Origin of the sequence: Marivita sp. (assembly GCF_020055675.1) — a bacterium.
Taxonomy (GTDB): domain Bacteria; phylum Pseudomonadota; class Alphaproteobacteria; order Rhodobacterales; family Rhodobacteraceae; genus Marivita.
Window position 1 is genome coordinate 1 of record NZ_JAIPUS010000038.1, and the last position, 23,174, is coordinate 23,174.

The 23,174-nt window shown below is 62.7% G+C and carries 19 protein-coding genes and 1 pseudogene; 7 read left to right on the forward strand and 13 right to left on the reverse strand.

Annotation, left to right across the window (positions count from 1 at the left end; translation table 11 throughout):
- Positions 1–100 precede the first annotated feature (100 nt).
- The 4 genes from fabF to LCF59_RS16015 form a co-directional block, all read right to left on the reverse strand.
- The gene (fabF, locus tag LCF59_RS16000) at positions 101–1,363 is read right to left on the reverse strand and encodes a beta-ketoacyl-ACP synthase II (protein WP_292288623.1); all 1,263 of its coding nucleotides are present in this window, start codon (positions 1,361–1,363) and stop codon (positions 101–103) included.
- Positions 1,364–1,544: 181 nt separating this feature from the next.
- Entirely contained in the window at positions 1,545–2,351 is an 807-nt protein-coding gene (locus tag LCF59_RS16005) for a glycosyl transferase (RefSeq protein ID WP_292288624.1), read from the reverse strand.
- Positions 2,352–2,578: 227 nt separating this feature from the next.
- Positions 2,579–3,154, reverse strand: a complete 576-nt coding sequence (locus LCF59_RS16010; protein ID WP_292288641.1) for a YceI family protein — start codon at positions 3,152–3,154, stop codon at positions 2,579–2,581.
- Positions 3,155–3,241: 87 nt separating this feature from the next.
- Entirely contained in the window at positions 3,242–3,481 is a 240-nt protein-coding gene (locus LCF59_RS16015) for a hypothetical protein (RefSeq protein WP_292288625.1), read from the reverse strand.
- Between the two features lie 292 nt (positions 3,482–3,773).
- Between LCF59_RS16015 and rpsF the strand changes: the two genes are divergently transcribed.
- The 3 genes from rpsF to rplI are packed head-to-tail and all read left to right on the forward strand — an operon-like array spanning position 3,774 to position 5,049.
- A complete protein-coding gene (gene rpsF, locus LCF59_RS16020; protein WP_292288626.1) occupies positions 3,774–4,130 on the forward strand; it encodes a 30S ribosomal protein S6 in 357 nt (118 codons plus the stop codon).
- 25 nt (positions 4,131–4,155) lie between these two features.
- Complete coding sequence (rpsR, locus tag LCF59_RS16025) at positions 4,156–4,383, forward strand: 30S ribosomal protein S18 (RefSeq protein ID WP_292288627.1); 228 nt, start codon at positions 4,156–4,158, stop codon at positions 4,381–4,383.
- Positions 4,384–4,395: 12 nt separating this feature from the next.
- Positions 4,396–5,049 carry a 50S ribosomal protein L9 gene (gene rplI / locus LCF59_RS16030; RefSeq protein WP_292288628.1) on the forward strand — a complete coding sequence of 218 codons (654 nt, stop codon included), beginning with the start codon at positions 4,396–4,398 and terminating at the stop codon, positions 5,047–5,049.
- A gap of 203 nt (positions 5,050–5,252) precedes the next feature.
- Here rplI and der read toward each other — a convergent pair whose 3' ends face one another.
- The 3 genes from der to LCF59_RS16045 form a co-directional block, all read right to left on the reverse strand.
- Positions 5,253–6,707 carry a ribosome biogenesis GTPase Der gene (gene der, locus LCF59_RS16035; protein WP_292288629.1) on the reverse strand — a complete coding sequence of 485 codons (1,455 nt, stop codon included), beginning with the start codon at positions 6,705–6,707 and terminating at the stop codon, positions 5,253–5,255.
- A gap of 80 nt (positions 6,708–6,787) precedes the next feature.
- Entirely contained in the window at positions 6,788–8,098 is a 1,311-nt protein-coding gene (locus LCF59_RS16040) for a PQQ-like beta-propeller repeat protein (protein ID WP_292288630.1), read from the reverse strand.
- A 55-nt stretch (positions 8,099–8,153) separates the two neighbouring features.
- Positions 8,154–8,810 (reverse strand): hypothetical protein, encoded by a 657-nt coding sequence (locus LCF59_RS16045; protein WP_292288631.1) that lies wholly within the window; start codon positions 8,808–8,810, stop codon positions 8,154–8,156.
- A gap of 364 nt (positions 8,811–9,174) precedes the next feature.
- Here LCF59_RS16045 and LCF59_RS16050 point away from each other — a divergent pair, with 364 nt between their 5' ends.
- From LCF59_RS16050 to LCF59_RS16060, 3 genes are all read left to right on the forward strand, one after another.
- Complete coding sequence (locus LCF59_RS16050; RefSeq protein WP_292288632.1) at positions 9,175–10,482, forward strand: efflux RND transporter periplasmic adaptor subunit; 1,308 nt, start codon at positions 9,175–9,177, stop codon at positions 10,480–10,482.
- Positions 10,479–14,246, forward strand: coding sequence for an efflux RND transporter permease subunit (locus LCF59_RS16055; protein WP_292288633.1), 3,768 nt, complete (start codon positions 10,479–10,481; stop codon positions 14,244–14,246). Before LCF59_RS16050 ends, LCF59_RS16055 begins: the two co-directional genes overlap by 4 nt.
- A gap of 140 nt (positions 14,247–14,386) precedes the next feature.
- Complete coding sequence (locus LCF59_RS16060) at positions 14,387–14,545, forward strand: VPEID-CTERM sorting domain-containing protein (RefSeq protein ID WP_292288634.1); 159 nt, start codon at positions 14,387–14,389, stop codon at positions 14,543–14,545.
- Between the two features lie 78 nt (positions 14,546–14,623).
- Here LCF59_RS16060 and xrtE read toward each other — a convergent pair whose 3' ends face one another.
- From xrtE to LCF59_RS16075, 3 genes are all read right to left on the reverse strand, one after another.
- Positions 14,624–16,201 (reverse strand): exosortase E/protease, VPEID-CTERM system, encoded by a 1,578-nt coding sequence (xrtE, locus tag LCF59_RS16065; protein ID WP_292288635.1) that lies wholly within the window; start codon positions 16,199–16,201, stop codon positions 14,624–14,626.
- A gap of 98 nt (positions 16,202–16,299) precedes the next feature.
- A complete protein-coding gene (locus LCF59_RS16070; protein ID WP_292288636.1) occupies positions 16,300–18,114 on the reverse strand; it encodes an ABC transporter ATP-binding protein/permease in 1,815 nt (604 codons plus the stop codon).
- A gap of 63 nt (positions 18,115–18,177) precedes the next feature.
- On the reverse strand, positions 18,178–19,728 hold the full coding sequence (locus tag LCF59_RS16075) for a helicase HerA-like domain-containing protein (protein ID WP_292288637.1): 1,551 nt from the start codon (positions 19,726–19,728) through the stop codon (positions 18,178–18,180).
- Between the two features lie 460 nt (positions 19,729–20,188).
- Here LCF59_RS16075 and LCF59_RS16080 point away from each other — a divergent pair, with 460 nt between their 5' ends.
- Positions 20,189–20,824, forward strand: a complete 636-nt coding sequence (locus LCF59_RS16080) for an invasion associated locus B family protein (RefSeq protein WP_292288638.1) — start codon at positions 20,189–20,191, stop codon at positions 20,822–20,824.
- Positions 20,825–20,857: 33 nt separating this feature from the next.
- Here LCF59_RS16080 and lpxB read toward each other — a convergent pair whose 3' ends face one another.
- The 3 genes and pseudogenes from lpxB to LCF59_RS16095 all read right to left on the reverse strand — a co-directional run.
- The gene (gene lpxB / locus LCF59_RS16085; RefSeq protein ID WP_292288639.1) at positions 20,858–22,021 is read right to left on the reverse strand and encodes a lipid-A-disaccharide synthase; all 1,164 of its coding nucleotides are present in this window, start codon (positions 22,019–22,021) and stop codon (positions 20,858–20,860) included.
- A gap of 8 nt (positions 22,022–22,029) precedes the next feature.
- The gene (locus tag LCF59_RS16090; RefSeq protein ID WP_292288640.1) at positions 22,030–22,923 is read right to left on the reverse strand and encodes an LpxI family protein; all 894 of its coding nucleotides are present in this window, start codon (positions 22,921–22,923) and stop codon (positions 22,030–22,032) included.
- Positions 22,924–22,926: 3 nt separating this feature from the next.
- A pseudogene (locus LCF59_RS16095) lies at positions 22,927–23,174 on the reverse strand (acyl-[acyl-carrier-protein]--UDP-N-acetylglucosamine O-acyltransferase); the annotation flags it as partial.

Consider the following 23,174-nt stretch of genomic DNA (forward strand, 5'->3'; position numbering starts at 1 on the left):
AGACATAGGTGGTCTGCGCCCAGATCAGCGCACCGCCAAACAGGAAAAACAGCACGACCAGGAAGGTCAGTGCGTTCGAGGCCAGGTTGCGCCACATGGTCTAGCCGTCCAATCGGCCGAACACGACGCTGGCATTGGTCCCGCCAAAGCCAAAACTGTTCGACAAGGCGTACCTGATCTCGCGCGACCGCTTTTCATGCGCAGCCAGGTCGATCGGGGTTTCCACCGCCGGATCGTCAAGATTGATCGTCGGCGGCGTCACCTGGTCGCGGATCGCCAGGATCGAAAAGATCGCCTCGATCGCCCCGGCCGCGCCCAGAAGATGCCCCGTGGCCGATTTGGTCGACGACATCGTCACCTGCGACGCCGCATCGCCCATCATCCGCTCGACCGCGGCCAGTTCGATCACATCCGCCATGGTCGATGTGCCATGCGCGTTGATGTAATCGACATCCGCAGGCGTGATCCCGGCATGTTTCAGCGCCGACCGCATCGAGCGCTCGCCCCCCTCGCCATCCTCGGAGGGGGCCGTGATATGATAGGCATCCCCGGACAGTCCATAGCCACATACCTCGGCATAAATCTTCGCGCCGCGCGCCTTGGCGTGTTCGTATTCTTCCAAAACAACGGTCCCGGCGCCCTCCCCCATGACAAACCCGTCCCGGTCCACGTCATAGGGCCGGCTCGCCGCCTTGGGATCATCGCCACGTTTCGTTGACAACGCCTTGCACGCGTTGAACCCGGCAATCCCGATCTCGGAAATCGCCGCCTCCGCGCCACCGGCGATCATCACGTCGGCATCGCCGAACATGATCAGCCGCGCCGCATCGCCGATTGCATGCGCGCCGGTCGAACAGGCCGTGACCACCGAATGGTTCGGCCCCTTGAAGCCATACTTGATCGACACATTCCCCGAGATCAGGTTGATCAGCGCGCCGGGGATGAAGAAGGGCGACACCCGTCGCGGTCCCTTGTCCCGAATGAGCAGCGCGGTGTCGGCAATGGAATTCAGCCCGCCGATCCCCGATCCGATCATGACGCCGGTGCGCAACCGGGCGTCTTCATTCTCGGGCATCCAATCAGCGTCACGCACCGCCTGATGCGCGGCGGCCAGGCCGAACTGGATGAAATCATCCACCTTCCGCTGTTCTTTCCTGTCCAGATAGGCGTCCGGGTTGAAGGTGCCATCGGACCCGTCACCATAGGGGACCTCGCAGGCATAGTTGGTCGCCAGATGGCTGGCATCGAACTTGGTGATCGTGCCCGCACCAGACTGCCCATCCAGGATGCGCGACCAACTTTCCTCGACCCCGTCCGCAAGCGGAGTCACCAATCCCAAGCCTGTCACAACCACTCGACGCATGGTGTTGCCCTTCCCTCGACTGTTCTTTTCCGCTCTTACCCCGTTCGCGTAACCGCTCGCAAGGGCACAGCCGTGCCGTGATCCATTCTTCTCTGGTTTGCAAATATCCCGGGGGTTTGGGGGCTGGCCCCCAAAGGGCTCCGCAAGCGGAACCACAGGATGCGCCGTCGCATCCCCCGCGCTATCCCCAGCGGTCCCCCAGGTCCGCTTTCGCCCGGTCCACCCAATGCTCGCGCAGCCAGTCGGTCGGCTTGGCATAGCGGATCAAAGATCCATGATAGCCTGCGATGGCGTCCGGCATCTTCGGGCGTCCGTGAAAACAGACAACCCGCGCGTTGTCGGGCAGGCGCGCTTGGTGCAGGTAATTGCCCGGAAACGGGTTGCAGTCATACTTGTAGCTGGCCACCCAATCGTTTGGAATATATGTGAATACCCCGTTTTCCATTGCTTTATGCGAGGTGTAGCGCTGCTCCGATCCGCGTGCCGCCGCGACCTCCGCATAAGGGTTGGCCGCCAGCTCGTCATATAAAAACCCGTGCCGCGCCGGATCATAGCGAAACACCGATCCATGCCCGGTCGGCCGCCCCTTGCGCGCCTCGGTCCAGTCATGGCGCATCACCACGTCCCCCGGCGCCAGCGTCAGCAGGTCATCCAGGGGTCCCGTGATCACCACATCCAGGTCAAAGCCCAGCACCGGCCCCGCCAGATCAGGAATCAGGCCCGGCCGGAAAAGCGAAATCTTGCGCATTGCGCCTTGCCGGTTGGCGACTTTCAGCGCCTCGGCCATCGGCGCGGCAAAGGGCTCCACCGGCAGGTCCAGCACCTCGATATCCGGGTGAAGACCCTGGGCATTCTCGGTCATGCACAGGAATCGCACCGGTGCGGACATGTTGCGCCGCACGCCGGAATAAAGCCGGTTCACATATTCGGGACCGAACAACGCGCCCCATTTGATGCAGGCCACTGTGGCTTTCGAAGGCAAAGTCATGCACCCGGTTACCAACGCGCCCGGCAAATGACCAGATATCGATCCGGGGCCCAGACTTTCCAGACGCTTTCGGGGTGCTTGCTTGGTCATTTGGCGCCGGCGGGGCACGACAACACTGCGAAACCGCGGTCACGCTCAATTCTGCCGACCAGCCGTTTCACGAAAAAAGCCCCGAACGCACGGTTCGGGGCTTTTGGAAATGCAGACACGTGCCGTCGGATCGTCGCTTACGACTCGGCCGGCATCGCCTCGATGGAGATTTGAACATCCACCTCGTCGCTGACGAAGGGTGCGAAATCGCCAACCTCGAACTCGCTGCGCAGCAAGGTGGTGGTCGCATTGAACCCAGCCCAAGGCTTGCCCTCCATCGGGTGCTCGGACGCCTGGTTCAGCGTCGCTGCCAATGTCACCGGCTTGGTGATGCCATTCAGCGTCAGATCGCCGGTAATGTCAGCCGTCGTGTCGCCGGTGACCTCGATCCCGGTGGAGGTGAAGACCACCATCTCGTCCTCACCCGCGCCGAAGAAATCCTCGGACATGAAATGCTCGAAACGGCCTTCCCAGCCGGTGAACATCGACCGCACCGGGAACGATACGTTGACCGAGGAATTCGCCGGGTCGTCCTGGTCGAACTGGATGTCGCCCTCGAAGCCCGAGAACATGCCCCAGGTCGTCGAATATCCGAGGTGGTTATAGGAAAAGAGAACCTGGCTGTGGCTGGAGTCCAGCGTGTAGGCGACCGGCTCGGCCTGGGCGGCAAAAGGTGCCGTGGCAATCACTGCGGCGAGAAGGGTTTGTTTCATAGTCATGGGACGATCCTGTAAATTGTAACACTGCGCCCCTCATGTCAGGTGAAGGCCCCTGTGCACAACTCCGGGAAACTCAACAGACTATGTGTCCAGATGAACATGAGATCCTCGGGGCCTGGAGGTCCCGGAAAAACACAACCCGGCAATTCCCAGCACAACCAACGAAAGCGCCAACCCCATGATCCGCGCTTCGGCCAAGGCGCCCTGCGTCGCCACCCAGATGCCCGGCACCGCGATCAGGCAGGCAATGCCGAAAACACGCAGCACAAGACGGGACAGCGCATGTTCCCCACGCGCTTGCTGTTGATCATGATACCGCATTCCTGCCTCCTCCGCCGGGGTCTCCCGGCCCAAGATCGTTTACATGCCCGAAACAGTCTGTTCAGTGATTTCGACCAAGTCACGGCCGTCCCCGCACCGTCCCGCGGCATGTTCGGGGCAGGATTGTGGCGCCGCGTGCAGGACCCGCGCGGCTGCTTGATCCCGTGGCCAATCCGTGTATACGGGGCGCTCCTTTCGCGGATCGATTTTACCGCGCAGTCTCTCGTGGGCAGGAGCGGAAGGAATCAAGACCTGTCCTATGAAATGCGCCAGAACAAAAAACGGAGTGCACATGCCGCTATACGAGCATGTTTTTATCTCGCGCCAGGATTTGTCCAACGCGCAGGCTGAAGGTCTCATCGAACATTTCGGTACGATCCTGTCCGACAACGGCGGCAAGCTGGTTGATCAGGAGTACTGGGGCGTCAAGACGATGGCCTTCAAGATCAACAAGAACCGCAAGGGCCATTACGCCTATCTGCGCACCGACGCCCCCGCGGCGGCCGTGCAGGAAATGGAGCGCCTGATGCGTCTGCATGACGATGTGATGCGCATCCTGACCATCAAGGTCGATGTGCATGAAGATGGCCCATCGGTTCAGATGCAGAAGAAAGACGATCGCGGTGACCGCCGTGAACGCCGCAACTGATCGCCTGAAGAAAGGACATTAACCCATGGCTACAAAACCATTTTTCCGTCGTCGCAAGGTGTGCCCCTTCTCGGGCGACAATGCACCGAAGATCGACTACAAGGACACCAAGCTGCTGCAACGATACATCTCCGAACGTGGCAAGATCGTACCGTCGCGGATCACCGCCGTGTCGTCCAAGAAACAGCGTGAGCTGGCCCGCGCGATCAAGCGCGCCCGCTTCCTCGCCCTGCTGCCCTATGCAGTGAAGTAAGGAGAGACGGACATGCAAGTTATCCTTCTGGAACGCGTGGCCAAGCTTGGCCAGATGGGCGACGTCGTCGACGTCAAACCGGGTTTCGCACGCAACTACCTGCTGTTGCAGGGCAAGGCGTTGACCGCCTCGAAAGAGAACGTCGCGGTCTTCGAAGACCAAAAGGCGCAACTCGAAGCGCAGAACCTGGAATCTAGGAAAGAGGCCGAAGCACTGGCCGACAAGCTTGGTGGTCAGCAATTCGTCGTGATTCGCCAAGCGTCGGACGGCGGCAACCTCTACGGCTCCGTCACCACCCGCGATGCGGCTGACGTGGCGACCGAGGAAGGCTTCACCATCGACCGGAAGCAGGTCATCATCCGCACGCCGATCAAAGTGCTGGGTCTGCACGAGGTCGAGGTGCACCTGCACCCCGAGGTGATGGTGACGATCGAACTCAACGTCGCGCGCTCTCCCGAGGAAGCCGAGCTTCAAGCCTCCGGCAAGTCCATACAGGACCTGGCCGCCGAGGAAGAAGCGCAGGCCGAGTTCGAAATCCAGGAGCTGTTCGACGATATCGGATCGGCCCAGCTGGACGAACTGGAAACCGAGGACGAGCAAAAGACCGACGAACCAGCCGTTCAGGAGAAATCCGAACTGGACGAGAAACTGGACAGAAACGACTAAGACGACCAGTCGTAGACGAAAAAGCCCTGCCTCTTCGGCAGGGCTTTTTTGTTTTGCCGTCTGTTGTGATGACCGGACATCAGCCCTGCGACCTTTTCGACACGCCCAAATGGCGGATTAGCCTGACAGCCCCTCGGTCGGCGAAGGCGTCACAAAACGGCGCTCAGGCGGAAAACCTCAATCAGCCACGATTTGCGTTCCGCTCAACCCCGTTTTCCCAAGTGCTTTTTCAATGCGCCCGCGTTCCTTTCGCGCCGACCCTTGTAGGGGTTCTTGTCCCCCTGCCCGCGCAACGTCAGCCGGATCGGCGTCCCCGGCATGTCGAAATCATCGCGTAAACCGTTGACCAGATAGCGGCGATAGCTTTCCGGCAACTTGTCGGGATGGGAACACATCACCACGAACCCCGGCGGCCGCGTCTTGGCCTGCGTCATGTAGCGCAGCTTGATCCGCTTGCCCTGCGGCGCGGGGGGCGGATGTTGTTCGATCATCCCGCCCAACCAACGATTGAGCTGGGCTGTCGTCACGCGACGGTTCCAAACCGCGTGCGCCTTGAGGATGGCGGCGTTGAGGCGGTCCAGCCCGCGTCCGGTTTTGGCCGACACGGTAACCAGCGGCGCGCCGCGCAACTGCGGCAACAGGCGTTCGAATTCCTCTTTCAGCAGGCGCAGCTTGTCCTGCTTTTCGTCTTCCATGTCCCATTTGTTGACCGCGACCACCACCGCGCGCCCTTCGCGCTCGGCCAGATCCGCGATGCGCAGATCCTGGCTTTCGAACGGGATCGCAGCATCGAGCAGCACAACGACCACCTCGGCGAATTTCACTGCGCGCAAGCCATCGGAAACCGACAGTTTTTCCAGCTTTTCCTGAACCTTGGCCTTTCGGCGCATCCCCGCTGTGTCGAAAATACGCATCGGTGTGCCGGCCCAGTCGGACTGTACCGATATGGCGTCGCGGGTGATCCCGGCTTCCGGCCCGGTCAAAAGGCGCTCTTCGCCGACAATCTGGTTGATAAGCGTGGATTTGCCCGCGTTCGGGCGCCCCACCACGGCAATCTGAAGCGGTTTGGCCGGGGTCACCGGACGGCCGCTGTCATCGTCGATCTCCTCGCCTTCGACATTCACCTCGACCTCGGGCTCGTTGGCTTCGGCCCGCGCCTCGAACCCGTCTGCCAGGGGTTGCAGCATCGCGTAGAGGTCCGGGAGACCCTCGCCATGCTCCGCCGACAGGCGCAAGGGCTCTCCCAGGCCCAGCGCATAAGCCTCGAGAACCCCCGCCTCGGCACTGTTGCCTTCGGCCTTGTTCGCACCAAGGATCACGTTGTCCGCGCGCTTGCGCAAGATCTCGGCCAGGGCTTCGTCGGTCGGGGTCACGCCGACGCGGGCGTCGATCAGGAACAGACAGATATCGGCCATGTCCACCGCCCGTTCTGTCAGCTTGCGCATCCGGCCCGGCAAGCTGTCGTCGGTTGCATCCTCAAGACCGGCCGTGTCGATCACTGTAAAGCGCAGGTCGCCCAGCTTTGCCGCGCCTTCGCGCAAATCGCGCGTGACCCCAGGCTGGTCATCGACCAGCGCCAGCCGTTTGCCGACCAGGCGATTGAAAAGCGTCGACTTGCCGACATTGGGCCGTCCGACGATTGCGAGGGTAAAGGACATGGGCGCGCGCGGCTCCGCTTTGGGCTTGAGGGTATGACAGGACGCCTTGTCTAGCCTATCTCATGCGCGCGCGAAAGGGGTCAGCGATAGGCGTGTAGCACACCATTTCCGGACACCACGTAAAGCGTGCCATTCGCCACAACAGGCCGTGTGGTTGCCCCCCCGCGGATCGCGGTTTCGTTGACCAGGTCACCAGAGGCCGGATCGAAAGCACGTATAGCCCCGTCGGACGACGCAACGATCAGACGTCCCCCGGCCATGATCGGCCCATGATTGACAAACGCCGTGTCGCGGCGGCGCTGCGGGCGGCGCACGGGTTCATAGCCCGGCAGGTCGACAGCCCAGATCTGCGATCCGTCTTGCGCGTTCAGACGCACCAGTTCATTGAGATCGGAAACGAAATAGATCGAATTGCCCGCGGGCCAGACCGGGTCGAGGGCCCCGTTCCGCGACGTCCAGATCCGTTCGCCCGAATTGACGTTCAGCGCCACCACCCGTCCCGAATGGTTGCCCGCATAGACGCGGTCGCCCGAAATCACCGGGGAGCCGGTGATGTCATCGACCAGCGCAATCGCAAACCCCTTGCGTGTGCCGACGATGTCGGCGCTCCAAAGCTGCAAACCACCTTCACGGAAGGCGCCTTGCACCGCACCGCTGCCATAGGAAAACACAACATGCGTCGCCGATACCGCAGGCGGCGCGGCCCCGGCGACATTGTTCACATCCCCCAGTCCATCCGATTGCCAACGGATACGGCCGTCTTCAGCCTCGATCGCCCAGGCGGTACTGTCCCCGGCGACCACGTAGACCAGATCGCCCATCGCGGTCGGTGCACCGGTCGCCGTGTTGCCCAGCTCCTGGGTCCAGATTTCTTCTCCCGTCGCGCCGTCAAGCGCCGACACCGTGCCAAAGCCGGAGGTCACGTAAAGACGCCCCTCCCGATATGCCAGACCGCCCGCCAGCGCCTGTGACGCGTCATCGCGCAGCGGCACAAGGCTGTAGGTCCACAGGTTCTGCCCATCGGCGGATGTGGCGGTGACCCGGCCCGCGCTGTCGATGGTGAAGATGCGGTCATCGGCCACAACCGGGTCGGTGATGATCCGCGCCCGGCGCTTGTCCCCCTGCCCGATGGGTGTCGACCAGACCTGCGTCAGGGTGCTGGACAGGGCCGCGTTGCTGATCCGGGCGGACGGGCTGACATGGCTTTGCGGCCAGGCCGCGTTGTTCGTCACTGCTGGCACCGCCGCGGCAACCGTCTGGTTGGCAGTCTCGGCGGTCTCTGTGCGATCCCCGTCCTGAAGGATGTCGCGCACGCCAAGCCGCTCACCCGGCAGGATGACTTCCCGGTCCCCGCACCCGGCAAGGACACCGGCAGCAATCACGCTGATCATCAGAAATTTTGCTTGCACTGCCCTGCCCTCGTCTTCTTCTTGTCTCGCTGCGCGATCAGCTCGCCCCGAGCTCACCCCCAAGCGACACAATCAACTGAGACGCGCGCCGGCGCAAGCCTGCTGTCACTTCGGCATCCCCGAGGATGGCGTTGAGCCGGGTCTTCGCGGCCTCGGTCTGACCGGCCTCGATGTCCAGCAGCGCAAGCTGTTCTTCTGCCAGAAGGCGCAGCGGGGCGCCGGGTTTGGCCATCTCTTCGAAGGCAACGCGGCGTTCATCCACGCTGAGCGGCGTCTCGGGGCGGGTCAGCGCCTTGAAACTGGCGATCTGCCTGTAAATCTCGGGAAGCGCGCCACGGGTCGCGGTTGCGTTCAATCGTTCGGACGCGGCCTCGCCATTGCCGGCAGCGCCTTGCTCCGCGGATATCAGCATCGACAGCATCGCCGATGCGTCCTCCGTCGGCGGCGTGACCTGTTCAAGCGCCGCAACGCGACCCGACGGATCATTGTTTTCCAGCGCCGCGACCACGGCGTCACCAAACGCCTGCGCCTCGGCTGCCTTGGAAGCACTGGTGTATTCGCGGTACGCCGTGCCACCGACCAAAAGCAGAACCACCACAACGGCAATCCAGCCATAGCGCCGCATCAAGCGGAAAAGGCGGTCGCGGCGGACTTCCTCGGTCACTTCGTTGATAAAGCTGTCAGTCTCGCTCACGCCGGGCTCCCTGATCGGTGCGTTTCAATGGAAAACGCATGTATTTCGCCTCTCTTAACGCGGCAGGCCACAGGTGCCAAGCGGCGGTTTCACATCGCCGCACTTGGTCGGGCCGGGTTTGGCCGGGCGGGGTTGATCGGGCCTGCCAGCCTTGGCCCTGTGTTGTTCGGCACCGGCGCGGTGGCGCAATTGCACAAATGGCGGCTGGACGGGCTGTGTCCGCCTTGAAAAAAACCGGGGCTCTCTGTAATCTGAACTGATCGGTTTACCGTATTATCAGTACAATCATGGTGCCGTGGACGGCGGCATTTGCCAGGCGGCAAGGTCGACACAATTCTAGACGTCGAGGCACAAGGGTCATTCTATGCGTATCGTTTCCGTGGTGACCGCCTGCCTTGTTGCGGCGATTCTCTTTGCGCTGGTGATCGAGCGCGACCGCGTCTTCGCGCTGCTGGCTGACCTGAGCCCGCGGCAAGAGGCAAGCGAACCGGCAGATACTCCTGCCCCGGACGGCCCGGCGTCTGCTGATGCGGGCGCCGCCCGGGCGGATACGTCAGGGGTCGTGCGCGTCATGGCACGCCGGTCGGTCGCCCGCGAGGTCGGCACCCAGGTACGTCTGCGCGGCGAAACGGAAGCGGCGCGTCAGGTGTCGGTGCTCTCCGAGGCGAATGGCAAGGTCGTATCCGATCCCCTGCGCAAAGGCGCATTTGTCGAGGCCGGCCAAACCCTGTGTACCGTCGATGCGGGCACAAGCGACTCCGCGCTGACCGAAGCCAAGGCCCGATTGGCCGAGGCCATCGCCCGCCGCCCCGAGGTCGAGGCACGTATTCCCGAGGCCAATGCCCGGCTCGCCGAAGCCCGGGCGCGGCTCAATGAGGCCCGGATCAATGCCAACGCGGCGGACCGGCTGAGCGAGGGCGGTTTTGCCAGCCGAACCCGCGTTGCCAATACCGAGGCCGCCGTGCAAAGCGCACAGGCCTCTGTTGTCAGTGCCGAAGCCGGGGTCAAGGCCGCCGAGGCCGGGCTGGACAGCCTTCAAGCCAACATAGAAACGGCCCAGGCCGCCGTCGAACGCGCCGAGACCGGGATCGACCGGCTCAACATCACGTCCCCGTTTGCCGGCGTGCTGGAAACCGACACCGCCGAGTTGGGCAGCCTGCTGCAACCCGGCGCGCTGTGCGCCACTGTGATCGAGCTGGATCCGATCAAGGTGGTGGGCTTTGTCGCCGAGAACGAGATTGCGCGCGTCGAGGTCGGGGCGATGGCGGGTGCCCGGGTCAACCAGGGCCCCGATGTCCAGGCACGCGTATCGTTCCTGTCGCGCGCAGCCGATCCGGTCACCCGGACCTTTCGCGTCGAACTCACCGTGCCGAACGAGGACCTGTTGATCCGCGACGGCCAGACGGCGGAAATCCTGATCCGGTCGCAAGGCGTGATGGCGCATGTGCTTGCCGCGTCCTCTTTGACCTTGAACGACGAAGGCACGCTTGGCGTGCGCACCATCGACGCCGACACCACCGCGCAATTCAGGCCCGTGACCATCCTCCGGGATTCGCCGCAAGGCGTGTATGTCACCGGCCTGCCGGAACACGTGGACGTGATCACCGTGGGGCAGGAATTTGTTACCGATGGCGTCCCGGTAGAGCCCAGTTTCGAAGAGGTGATCCAGTGACCGGCATCGTCGACTGGGCCGCCCAACGCGCCCGCATGGTGCTGGCGTTCATCGCGCTGTCGCTGACGATCGGATATTTCGCCTACGACCAGCTTCCCAAGGAGGGCGAACCGGACATCGAGATTCCGGCGCTTTTCGTGTCGACAGTGTTTCCCGGAATCTCGGCTGCCGATAGCGAAACCCTGCTGGTCGAGCCGATGGAAACCGAGCTGTCCGATCTGGACGGGCTGAAATCCATCTCCGGCACCGCTGCCGAGGGCTATGCCGGGGTCGCGCTGGAATTCGAATTCGGCTGGGACAAGACGAAAGTCATGGCGGATGTCCGTGACGCCATGAACAAGGCGCAGTCCAAATTTCCCGCGGGGTCCGAACAATATTCGATCAACGAGATCAACTTTTCCGAATTCCCGATCATTATCGTGAACCTGACCGGCCCGGTGCCCGAACGCACGATGGCCCGGGTGATCAAGGATTTGCAGGATCAGCTCGAAAGTCTGGACTCTGTGCTCGAAGCGGGCATCGCCGGCAACCGCGACGAAATGCTTGAAGTCGTGATCGACCCGCTCAAGCTGGAGAGCTACAACGTCACCGCCAGCGAGCTGATCAACGTCGTGCAGAACAACAACCAGTTGATCGCCGCCGGCGAGCTGCGCAGCGACCAGGGCAGTTTCGCGGTCAAAATCCCCTCAAGTTTCGATGATCGGCGTGATGTCTACGACCTGCCCGTCAAGGTGAACGGCGACCGCATCGTCACACTCGGGGATCTGGCAACGATCAATCTCACCTTCGAGGACCGTAACGGCACGGCCCGGTTCGACGGCGAAAAGACGCTGGCCCTGCAAGTGGTCAAGCGCAAGGGGTTCAACCTGATCGACACCGCCGATGCCGTGAAGGCAGAGATTGCGGCAGCCGAAGAGGATTGGCCCTCGGAATTGCAGGCGGCGGTGACCGTCGGCACCTCGAACGACCAGTCCCGCATCGTCGACAGCATGGTAAAGCAGCTCGAAGGGTCGGTGCTGACGGCCATCGCGCTTGTGATGATCGTCGTGCTGGCCGCTCTTGGCCTGCGGGCCGCACTGCTTGTGGGCTTTGCCATCCCGACCTCGTTCCTGCTGTGCTTCGTGTTTCTGACGATCATGGGTGTGAGCATTTCCAACATCGTGATGTTCGGATTGATCCTCGCGGTCGGGATGCTCGTCGATGGTGCCATCGTGGTGGTCGAATATGCCGACAAACGCATCAAGGAAGGCACCGGCCCGATGCACGCCTATGTCGAGGCAGCCAAGCGCATGTTCTGGCCGGTGGTCAGTTCGACAGCGACGACGCTGTGCGCCTTCCTGCCGATGCTGTTCTGGCCCGGCGTTCCGGGTGAATTCATGGGCATGTTGCCGGTCACGCTGATTTTCGTGCTGTCTGCGTCTCTGGTCGTGGCGCTTGTCTACCTGCCGGTGATGGGCGGCGTGACGGGGCGGTTTTCACGGATGCTCGACCGAGCCTCGGAAGGACTGCGCGCGCGTGCGCCGTGGCTACTGCGCGCGGCGCTGGTGCCTGCTGTGCTTGGCCTGCTCTTTGTCGGTGGGGTGTTGCTGCTTGATCCGGGCTTTCTGTTCCCGCCGCTCGCGGACGGGGTCCTGGCGCATGGTCCGGGCATCATTCTGTTCCTGTCCGCAGCGGTTCTGGCCTCCATCGTACTGGATGCCGCGTCGATCAGGCGGACACCTCGGAGGATTACCGGACGCCGTCGCCGGTCCGCCTTCGGAATGGTGATCAAGCTTATCGCAGGCAACCCGGTCATGCCGATTGTCGCGGTGGCCGCGGTCCTTGGCGTTGTGTTCAGCGTCTTCACCTATTTCGCCGAGCACAACAACGGCGTCGAATTCTTTGTCGAATCCGAACCTGAACAAGCCATCGTCCATGTCCGCGCGCGCGGCAACCTGAGCCTGGAGGAAAAGGATGCGCTGGTCATGCGGGCCGAAGCGATTGTCCTGCAACATCCCGGCGTCAAGAGTGCGTTTTCCTTCGCCGGCGATGGTGGCCTGAACACCGATGCCAGTGGCGCGTCCCTTCCCAAGGACACGATCGGACAGGTCCAGCTTGAGACCATCCCGTGGGAAGATCGCGCCGATCGACCCGATCTGGACGGCGACGTCGTGATCGAAGAGCTGACCGCGCAATTGAGCGCCATTCCCGGCGTCAAGATCGAAATCATGTCGCAAAACCGCGGTCCGGCCAGCGGCAAACCGGTGCATCTGCGGCTCAAGTCCGATGATTGGGAAACGTTGCTGGCCTCGACCGCCGCCGCGCGCGAAAAATTCGAAGCAACGCCGGGTCTGACCCTGATAGAAGACACGCTCCCCCTGCCCGGCATCGACTGGCAGATCGACGTCGATGTCGAAAAGGCCGGACGCTACGGGGCAAACGTGGCGGTGGTTGGCGCGATGGTACAACTCGTTACACGCGGCATCCTGCTCGATACCATGCGGGTCGACAGCTCGGACGAAGAGATCGAAATCCGTGTCCGCCTGCCCGAAAAGGACCGGTATCTGTCCACCCTCGACACATTGCGCGTGCGCACGCAGGACGGCCTTGTGCCGCTGTCGAATTTCATCACCCGCAAACCGGTTGCGAAGCTGGCCGAGATCAACCGCGTAGACCAACAGCGCCATTTCGACATCAAGGCCGATGTCCTGCCCGGACTGTCCAAGGTGGTCGTCGGGGATGACCCGGAGGGCGGCACGACGCTCGCCGTGCTGCGCGAGACGTCTGACGGGCAGATCACCGGGGCCAACGGGAGCTACGATCTCTACGACGCAAACGGCGTGACCGCACAAGAGACCCAGACTGCGTTGGACGAAGGCGCGCGCCTTGTTCCGGTCAACCCCAATGAACGGATTGCGGGTCTGACCGAATGGCTCGAAAGCGATCCGCTGCCGGGCGTGGAGTGGGAATGGACCGGCGATCAGGAAGAACAGGCCGAAAGCCAGGCCTTCCTGGGCAAGGCCTTCGCCGCGGCCCTCGGGCTGATGTTCATCATCCTGCTGGCGCAGTTCAACAGCATCTTCAACGCGTTCCTGGTGCTCTTGGCGGTGGTGTTGTCCACCACCGGTGTGCTGATCGGGATGCTGGTGATGGATCAGACCTTCTCGATCATCATGACGGGCACAGGGATCGTCGCGCTGGCGGGGATCGTGGTGAACAACAATATTGTTCTGATCGACACCTACCAGGAATACGCGCGCTACATGCCGCGGATCGAGGCCATCGTGCGCACCGCCGAGGATCGAATCCGCCCGGTTCTTTTGACCACGATCACGACGATGGCCGGCCTTGCGCCGATGATGTTCGGCCTCAGCCTGGATTTCTATGGCGGCGGGTACACGATAGACAGCCCGACCGCGCTTTGGTGGAAACAACTGGCGACGGCCGTGGTGTTCGGACTGGGCATCGCGACCATACTGACGCTCGTGTTCACCCCGTCCATGCTGGCCGCCCGCGTGTGGTTCACGGCATATGCGCTTTGGTTCTTCCGTCTGATCGCCCGGCTGGGCGCCGGCCGGGCCAGTCAGGCGGGCCGCGACTGGGCTTTGCAACGGGCCGCGCGACAGCTCAGGTCACCCACCCTCCTGTGGGACGAGGCCGATTCGCCTACGCATCCCGAAAACGAGGACAATCAGGGCGGCGCACCGAGACTGGAGGACCTCAAGCGAATATTGCGACAGCCGCGGGCAAATGACAGCACGCCGCCCGTGCGCGCTGCCGAATAATTAGGCAGAAATGTTTCCCAAACCAATCAAGTCTTTAGCACATTGCGCATTGTTACCCGGTCGGGGACGATAATATCCTTGAGCTTGGCGTGTGGAGCAATTTTGTGTAGGCAATATCTACTACTGTATAGGAGAAAAGTATGTGGTGGTATGACTGGAGCATTTTTCATTGGGGTGGAGGTCAAACAACGGCCTCCTCAGTTCCCGAGATCGATGCAAGCAGCGGCGCCCTGGCGCTGGCTGTAATTGCCGCAGCGATGCTGCTGGCCTGGGAAGTACGCCGCCGCAAGGGCGCGTAATCCTTTCCCGAAAGCGGAAAGACATCCGGCGGTCACGTTGGATGTCTTTCTTTTCGGGATTTTTCACATGTCCTGCCCCTAGATCAGCGACCACTTTCCTGTCGCAACCGCCGCCGCGGCGATCACGCCATTTGCAACCATATGCGCAAGGATCGCATCGAACAGACGCCCCCGTCGCAAAAGGACGAGGGCGAATATAACACCGGCCAATGCCGCCGCCATGGGCCTCGAATGGAGCGCGGCAAACCCGGCTGTCGTGACAACGATCGCGATCACCCGGCGCACTGTGCTGCCATCGTCGATCAGGCTGAACACGTAGCCGCGGAAGAACAGTTCTTCCACCAGGGGCACAAGGATCGTTGTCCCGATCACCCTTAGGACCACCCAGACCGCCAGGGCGGCCCCCCCGAGTTCCGCCAGAGACGCATAAGGCGACGCCTTATCCGCCGTGACGATCCAGCCAATGCCGATCACGACACCGGCGCCGACGGCCCAAGGATCAATTGCGCGCGTCAAGGCAAGGATGGGACGCCGGAACACCCAGAGCGCAACCGTCATCGCCGCAACCTGCACGCCGTACCAGATCTCGGGCGTTTGCGAGAATGTGTGCACGAGCAAGCCGGAGAACATGAAGGCAAGGAACGGAGAGATGAAGGCGGCGGCCCGGTCCTCGGTCAAAGACGGCATGTCCCGCGACCGGCTGCGATCTTCGGTCCTGGTCAACCATGGCAACACGTTCACGATGGTCAGGATCAACAGCGCCAGCAGCGTGAATGACAGCCAGCCCGCGAAGCTGTGAAATCCGTTCACCGCCAGTTCAGGGGAGACAAACGCACCGATCAGGATCAGGCCGCTGATGCGCAGCACGTTGAGGACAAAACTCAACACCAGCGCCGCCGGCCAGACGATCAGCCAGAACCGCCCCATGCGCAGGGAGTCTTTCATCAAAAGCGCGTAAATCCCCATGAATGCGGTGGTCAGCGCCAGCCCCTCGATGCCGGAACAGCTTTCGGCGACCTCGACAAAGAACTCTTCGATCCCGATGGTCGCATTGTCCAGATTGATGAAGACGTCATTGCCCAGAATGGCGAGCACGATGGCCGTTCCATAGAACGTGGCCCATTGCAGCCCGTCGAACCAGTTCCAGAACAGCCCGATCATCGATGACAAAAGCGGGATTAGAAGCGAGATCACGGCAATCGGAAGCAGCAGCCTTGCATGGCTGCGGATCAGGTCCCGCCATGCTGCCAACGGCATGAGCCACAACGCTCCCCCGACCAGCGCCAACAGGCCGCCAAGAGCCAGCGCGCCGAGAAACAGATGGGCAAGGTCGACCATCTGCGCCGCCGACATAAAAAGGCTGGGTGCGATCACAAGGAACAGGCCCAGCCCATGCAGCGCCGCCCAAACCGGTGAGCGGACCGATGGTTTCGCAGATTTGCTCAGGAAATCCATTCGGATGGCCGGGCGGAACACCAGCAAAAGCGCAAGTCCCGCTGCAAGGCACAGCCCAAGGATCATTCCCATGCGCACCCCCCGGCACACGGCGAAAAGGCCGGTCTGCTGACACTCGAACGCACTGAACACCTGGTAAAGCGCGACCACGATTACAGCTTCGATCAGGAACAGGATCTGGGAGACGATCAGTCGGGACATCTGTTCGATTTACTCTACATCATCAACAACCAGACGGGTATTCTCCGACGAAGCGGCCATTTTGTGGCCTCCAAATGAAAATTCCTTCAAAAACGGCCTCAGGCCGCCACATCTTCTTGCATCTGGCGGTTCCAAAGGGCCGCATAGCGCCCATCCCGCGCCAAAAGGGTGTCATGCGCGCCCTGCTCGACCACTTTGCCGTTTTCAAGAACGACGATCCGGTCTGCATCGGCCACCGTCGACAGACGGTGCGCGATGGTGATGACAGTGCGGCCCTCGCCGGCAAGCTTCAGTGCATCCTGAATCGACGATTCCGTTTCCGAATCCAGCGCAGAGGTCGCCTCGTCAAGGATCAGGATCGGGGGATTCTTGAGCAGCGTCCGCGCGATCCCGACCCGCTGTTTCTCACCGCCTGACAGTTTCAGGCCGCGTTCGCCCACCATGGTGTCATAGCCATGCGGCAGCGACAGAATGAAATCGTGGATCTGCGCAGCATAGGCGGCAGCGATGACCTCGTCCTCGGTCGCGTCCGCCCGACCATAGGCGATGTTGTAGCGGATGGTATCGTTGAACAGCACCGTGTCCTGCGGCACCACGCCTATGGCATCATGCAAGCTGTCCTGGGTCACGTCACGCACATCCTGACCGTCGATCCGCACGGCGCCGTTGCTGGCGTCATAAAACCGGAAAAGCAGCCGTCCAATGGTCGATTTTCCGGAACCGGAGGGGCCGACAAGCGCCACGTTTTCACCCGCGCCGACGGTGATGGAGACGCCCTTGAGGATGGGACGGGATGGATCATATCCGAATTCCACGTCGTCGAATTCCACCACGCCCGAACCGACGTCGAGCGCCGGGGCATTGGGCTTGTCGGACACTTCCTGCGGCTGTTCCAGCAGATCGAACATCTCTCCCATATCGACCAGCGCCTGCCGGATTTCGCGATAAACCGTGCCCAGGAAGTTCAACGGCATGGTGATCTGGATCATGTAGGCGTTGACCATGACGAAATCGCCAACGCTCAGCGTGCCGTTCTGCACCCCCAGCGCGGCCATCACCATCACGGTAAGCAGTCCGCTAGTGATGATCAGGCTTTGCCCGAAATTGAGCATGGCGAGCGATGTCGCCGTCTTGATCGCCGCCCCCTCATAGGCGCGCATGGAGATGTCATACCGCTCGGCCTCGCGGGTTTCGGCGCCGAAATACTTGACCGTTTCAAAATTCAGCAGGCTGTCGATCGCCTTTTGATTGGCGTCGGTGTCCTGTTCGTTCATCTCGCGCCGCAGTCGGACGCGCCATTCCGTGACCTTGAAGGTGAAGGCGACATAAAGACAGATCGTCACCATGACGACGACCATGTACCACGCGTCCAGCAGGAACCAGAGGAACCCCATCACCAGCAGCAGTTCAAGCACCAGCGGGCCGATGCTGAACAGCATGAACCGCAGCAGGAAATCGACCCCCTTGACCCCGCGTTCAATGATCCGGCTCAGACCGCCCGTGCGGCGCGCGATGTGGTAGCGCATCGACAGGCGGTGGATATGGGTGAAGGTTTCAAGCGCCAGGGTGCGCAACGCCCGTTGCCCCACCTTGGCAAACACCGCGTCGCGCAATTGCTGGAAACCCACGTTCATCAGCCGCGCCAGCCCATAGGCCAGCGTCAGGCCGATCCCGCCCAGCATCAGGTCCGGCACGTCGCCACTCAGCGCATCGACCGCGCGGCCGAACAGCATCGGGGCCACCACGTTCACCAGTTTGGCCGCGATCAGGCACAACACCGCGATCACAACGCGGCGCTTGACCCATGGTTTGTCAGCCGGCCAAAGATACGGCCCCACCTTGCGGATCGTCCGTATCCCCGAGCGGCGCTCGTCCGCTGCAATATCGGCGTCGGTTCTGCTGTCGGCTGGCATGAATTGGCTTTCGTTCTGTCCCGTGACTGCCATCTAGCCCGAGAACTGTCAAAGAACCAGCGGTCAGCGGCCTTTGAACAGCCCGCCAAGGATACCGCGCACGATGCGACGGCCCGTGGTGCCCTTCAATTCCTTCATCACAACCTCGGCGATCGCGCCGCCAAAGCTCTCTGTTTTCCGGGGTGCGCGCGCCGGATTGGCGGTCGATCTGCCCACACGGGTACCAGTATACCGCCGCCCGGCCGTGTAGTCGCGCATCGCCGCATCCAGGTCGTCGGTGTCCGCCTCGGCCTTGGCCGCTGCATCTGCCGCCTGCTTTGTCCGTCGGGACAGGATCTCATATGCCGACTCCCGGTCCAGCGTGGCACGATACTTGGCGCCCAGATCGCTGGCCCCGATGATGCCGCCACGCTCGGCGGGCGAAATCGGGCCGAGTTGCGAGGACGGCGGCCGGATCAAGGTCCGTTCGACCACCCCGGGGATGCCCTTGTGCTCAAGCAGGGATGTCACCGCTTCGCCCACGCCAACCTCGCGAATTGCCGTCTCGGTGTCGATTTCGGGATTTTCGCGATAGGTCTCGGCGGCCATGCGCAACGCCTTGCGGTCGCGCGCGGTAAAGGCGCGCAGGGCGTGCTGCACCCGGTTTCCCAATTGGCCAAGGATATCCTCGGGGATGTCATCGGGATTCTGGGTCACGAAATACACCCCCACCCCCTTGGACCGGATCAGGCGCGCGACCTGTTCCACCTTGTCGACCAGCGCCTTGGGCGCGTCGTCGAACAGCAGATGCGCCTCGTCGAAGAAGAACACCAGCCCGGGTTTGTCCGGGTCGCCCACCTCGGGCAGCTCCTCGAAGAGTTCCGAGAGGAGCCACAGCAGGAAGGTCGCGTAAAGCCGGGGCGCGCCCATCAGCGTGTCGGCGGCAAGGATGTTGATCTGTCCCAGCCCATCGGCATCGGTGCGCATGAGGTCGCGCAGATCAAGCGCCGGCTCGCCGAAGAAATCCGCCGCACCCTGGTTTTCCAGCACCAGAAGCCGCCGCTGGATCGCGCCCACCGACTGGACCGCGATATTGCCGTAGCGCAGCGAAACGCTGTCCCGGTTCTCGCCCAGCCAAACCAGCATCGATTGCAGGTCCTTCAGGTCGAGAAGCGGCAGCCCCTCTTCGTCGGCGACCCGGAAGGCGATGTTGAGGATGCCTTCCTGCGCCTCGGACAGTTCCAGCAGCCGCGAGATCAGCAGCGGCCCCATCTCGGCCACCGTGGTGCGGACCGGGTGGCCCTGCTTGCCGAAGAGATCCCAGAACGTGACGGGAAAGCCCCGGTAGGTGTAGTCGTCGAAACCGATGGTCTGCGCGCGGTCCGTGAATGGCTGGTGCAGCTTGAAATCGGCGCTGCCGGGCTTGGCGAGGCCGGACAGGTCGCCTTTGACATCAGACAGGAACACAGGAACGCCCTGCGCCGCGAACCCTTCGGCGAGGATCTGCAACGTCACGGTCTTGCCGGTGCCCGTCGCGCCGGCGATCAGCCCGTGCCGGTTGGCGTAATCCAGTCGCAACCATTGCTTGACGCCGTAGCCGTCACCGCCGCCGCCAACAAAGACACCGTTTTCCATGCGCATCCTCTCGGTTCTGCATTCAGGTGTCGAACATACAATCTTAACCTTTTGCCGCCAGTGTATTTTTTGCCCGAACCCTTTCGATCCGTATGCGGTTCGGGCATTCCTCCCTGTTGAACTGGCCGCGCTGATGGGCGCGGCCTTTTTTGTGATTTAAGGATTGAATTTTGCCTGTTGACGGTATGGATTTCATTTCGTAGCGTCACGGCAATAATAGTCGGCCGGTCCGACAGGGAGCAAATCGGGGAGATGCGGAAACGCATCTTCCCTTTTCTTTTCAGGGCATTCGCTGCCACGCGTAAGGTGATGGATCATCCTGGCCCGGCGCGCTCGGCCGCTTGATGATCTGCAAGATTCCGCCGCCCCTGCGGTAAAACCCTTGCGTTTAGCACTGACACTCCGCGCCACGCATGTTAACGCATGCTCAAATATGACCCGACGTTTCGGAGAGGACTTCATGACCAAATCGCTGTTTCTTCTGACCACCCTGGCAAGCTTTGCCTTGGCGGGCTTTGCCACCGCGCAAGAGACCACACAGACCGAAGAGGCGCCAGCCGCCGAGGCGCCGGCAGCCGGTGCCGACCTGTCGGTGCTGGATACCGGTGAGCCGGTGAACGACGCGGCCTCGGACGACAACACCTATGTGAAATCGACCCATGGCGATTGGGCGGTGCAGTGCCTGCGCGTCGAGGAAGGCGAACCCGAGCCGTGCCAGATGTACCAGCTTCTCCAGGATCAGAACGGCGGCAACGTTGCCGAGGTCAGCATCTTTCGTCTGAACAATGGCGGTCAGGTCGTGGCCGGCGGAACCTTCGTGGTGCCGCTCGAGACCCTGCTGACGGAAAAGCTCAACGTGCGGGTCGATTCCGGTCAGGCCAAGCGCTATGACTATTCGTTCTGCACTCAGGTCGGATGTTACGCCCGCGTCGGCTTCACCGACGAAGACGTCACCGCGTTCCGTCGCGGCAGCGCCGCCAATGTCACCATCGTTCCTGCCCTTGCCCCGGACCAGCGGGTGACCGTGACGATGTCGCTGTCTGGCTTCACCGCCGCCTATGAAGAGATCTCGGCGCTCGAGCAGCAGGGCGAATAAACCCACTTCCGACAGCAAGTAACGGGGGGCGGATCAGGAGGTCCGGCCCCCGTTTTCGTTCAGGCCGTCGAGAACCGCGCGCGCGGCGCGCGCGCCGGGCGGCACCCCGCCCTTTCCCAGACGCGCCATCGTCAGGGCCATCGCGTCGATCTGCGCCGTCGGGTGATCAAGAGTTTCGATCATCGTCGCCGTGATCGCGTCGGGCTGACACGCCGCCCCGATGAATTCCGGCACCACGCGGGTCTCCGACACAAGGTTCACCAGCGTGACCGTGTCGACCCGCAAAAGTCGCCCGATCACCTGTCGCGACAGCCAGTTCATGTCATAGGCGATCACCATCGGGGTTCCGGCCGCCGCCAGTTCCAGCGAAACGGTGCCCGACGCCGCAAGTGCGACATCCGCCGTTGCGAAGGCCGCGCGCTTTGCTGCCGCGCCGTCTTCGGCCGGGTTCACGATCATAAGCGGCACCGGCCAATCCATGACCGCGTCACGGATTTGCGCCGCCAGATTGGGCGCGGCGAGCAGCACGAAGGCAAGGTCGGGTCGCTGGTGGTGCAGCCGGGTCGCCACCTCGCGGAAGATCGGCAGCAACCGGGTGACTTCGCTACGCCGCGATCCGGGCAGGATCAGCGCAATCGTCACATCCTCGAACCCGTGCCGTTGACGGAAATCCTTTGCCTCGGCTTGTGTCGCCACCGGGTCGGTGACCACCGGATGGCCGACGAAATCGCAGCGCATACCGGCGGCTTCCATGTAGGGCGGCTCGAACGGCAGAAGCGCCAGCACCTGGTCGATATGCGCGGCCATCTTGCGGGCGCGCCCGGGACGCCAGGCCCACACAGTAGGGGCCACGTAATGCACGGTCCTGATGGTGCTCCTGGCCTTGACCTGTTTCGCCACGCGCAGCCCGAATTCCGGCAGGTCGATGGTGATCAACACGTCCGGTTTCGCGGTCAGCACCGCCTCGGCCGTTTCGCGGATGCGCGCCTTGAGCTGGCGGTATTGCGACAGGATCTCGGTGATCCCCATGATCGAGATCTCGTCCATCGGAAACAGGCTCTGCAGCCCTTCGGCGATCATCCTGTCGCCGCCGACCCCGTGAAATGTCACATCGGGCACCTGGGCGCGCAGCCCCGCCATAAGGGCCGCGCCAAGCTTGTCGCCCGAGGCTTCCCCTGCCACGACGAAGACCTTCATCCTCCGCCCTATTCGCGGACCCAGAGGAACAGGCCCAACGCATCGCAGCGCGCGACGGTCCGGGTCCGGTCGATCAGCATCACGCCGCCGGCTTCGATCACGATGCCGCCGAGGCCTGCCGCCGCCACCGCATCGGGCGTGCCGGGGCCGATCACCGGCAGATCGGCGCGCCGGTCCTGTCCGGGCTTCGGCCCCTTGAAGAGGATGCCGCCCTCGCTTTGCGTCGCGCCGCCGCCGAGCCAGTCGGTCGCATCGCCCAGCAAGCCGCCGAACATGTCGCTTGCGGTGCTGATCGGATTGGTCAGGAAATCCCCCGAGCCGGTGGTCCTGTCCCGCGCCAGCCGGGTCAGCATGGCATCGGTGCCCGCCGCGTCTTCGCGGGCCAGAACCAACTCGCCGCGCACCACGCACGCCTGTCCGGCATCCCGCGCGCCCATGGCCGCGACGGTGCGTTCGCCCAGGGCGGCCTCGACACTGTTCTGCGGGGCGTAGGACTTGAAGGTCGGGACACCCGCTGCCGGAAGCAGGTCCGGCACGAGATCATCAACCGGGACAACCCGCAGCCCGGCCTCTTCGAAAAGATCCATCACGATGCGCAGCGCCCCGTCATCGCCCGAGGTCAGCGCGGTCTGCAAGCGCGGCACAAGCGGCGCCGTCTTGTCGTCAAGCCGCGCCGGGTCGATCGGCGGGCGTCGGATCGCGCCGCACAGACACACCCGGGTCACGCCGCGGGACTTGAGCGTCGCAAGCAGCGTGCCAAGCGTTTCAAGATGAAAGGTCAGATCCGCGGCAAGGCCATCGGGTTCGAACCCGGCCAGCACGCAGACAAGCGGGCGCGCCTCCTGTGCGTCGGCCACGATGCGCGGCAAACGCCCCTGCCCGCAGATCAGCGCCAGCGTCACCGCTCAGCCCGGCGTCAGGAACGACCGGTCGGTGTCGCCCAGGATGAAATCGACGATATGGTGCACATAGTCGCTGTCGGTCTCGTCCTTGAGGCGTCGGGCGCGGTCCTGAAACGCGCCTTCGCCCTGTGCCAGCATCTGAAACGCCGCCCTCAGCGCGGTGATATCCGCGCGTGGCACACCGCGCCGCTTGAGCCCCACAAGGTTCAGCCCGTCCAATTCACCGCGCGGCGCCTGCACCAGACCGTAAG

Bases quoted from the DNA above. Each gene is read 5' to 3' on its own strand.
- fabF (WP_292288623.1), bottom strand. From the start codon at position 1,363: ATGCGTCGAGTGGTTGTGACAGGCTTGGGATTGGTGACTCCGCTTGCG.
- LCF59_RS16005 (WP_292288624.1), bottom strand. From the start codon at position 2,351: ATGACTTTGCCTTCGAAAGCCACAGTGGCCTGCATCAAATGGGGCGCG.
- LCF59_RS16010 (WP_292288641.1), bottom strand. From the start codon at position 3,154: ATGAAACAAACCCTTCTCGCCGCAGTGATTGCCACGGCACCTTTTGCC.
- LCF59_RS16015 (WP_292288625.1), bottom strand. From the start codon at position 3,481: ATGCGGTATCATGATCAACAGCAAGCGCGTGGGGAACATGCGCTGTCC.
- rpsF (WP_292288626.1), top strand. From the start codon at position 3,774: ATGCCGCTATACGAGCATGTTTTTATCTCGCGCCAGGATTTGTCCAAC.
- rpsR (WP_292288627.1), top strand. From the start codon at position 4,156: ATGGCTACAAAACCATTTTTCCGTCGTCGCAAGGTGTGCCCCTTCTCG.
- rplI (WP_292288628.1), top strand. From the start codon at position 4,396: ATGCAAGTTATCCTTCTGGAACGCGTGGCCAAGCTTGGCCAGATGGGC.
- der (WP_292288629.1), bottom strand. From the start codon at position 6,707: ATGTCCTTTACCCTCGCAATCGTCGGACGGCCCAATGTCGGCAAGTCG.
- LCF59_RS16040 (WP_292288630.1), bottom strand. From the start codon at position 8,098: ATGATCAGCGTGATTGCTGCCGGTGTCCTTGCCGGGTGCGGGGACCGG.
- LCF59_RS16050 (WP_292288632.1), top strand. From the start codon at position 9,175: ATGCGTATCGTTTCCGTGGTGACCGCCTGCCTTGTTGCGGCGATTCTC.
- LCF59_RS16060 (WP_292288634.1), top strand. From the start codon at position 14,387: ATGTGGTGGTATGACTGGAGCATTTTTCATTGGGGTGGAGGTCAAACA.
- xrtE (WP_292288635.1), bottom strand. From the start codon at position 16,201: ATGTCCCGACTGATCGTCTCCCAGATCCTGTTCCTGATCGAAGCTGTA.
- LCF59_RS16070 (WP_292288636.1), bottom strand. From the start codon at position 18,114: ATGCCAGCCGACAGCAGAACCGACGCCGATATTGCAGCGGACGAGCGC.
- LCF59_RS16075 (WP_292288637.1), bottom strand. From the start codon at position 19,728: ATGGAAAACGGTGTCTTTGTTGGCGGCGGCGGTGACGGCTACGGCGTC.
- LCF59_RS16080 (WP_292288638.1), top strand. From the start codon at position 20,189: ATGACCAAATCGCTGTTTCTTCTGACCACCCTGGCAAGCTTTGCCTTG.
- lpxB (WP_292288639.1), bottom strand. From the start codon at position 22,021: ATGAAGGTCTTCGTCGTGGCAGGGGAAGCCTCGGGCGACAAGCTTGGC.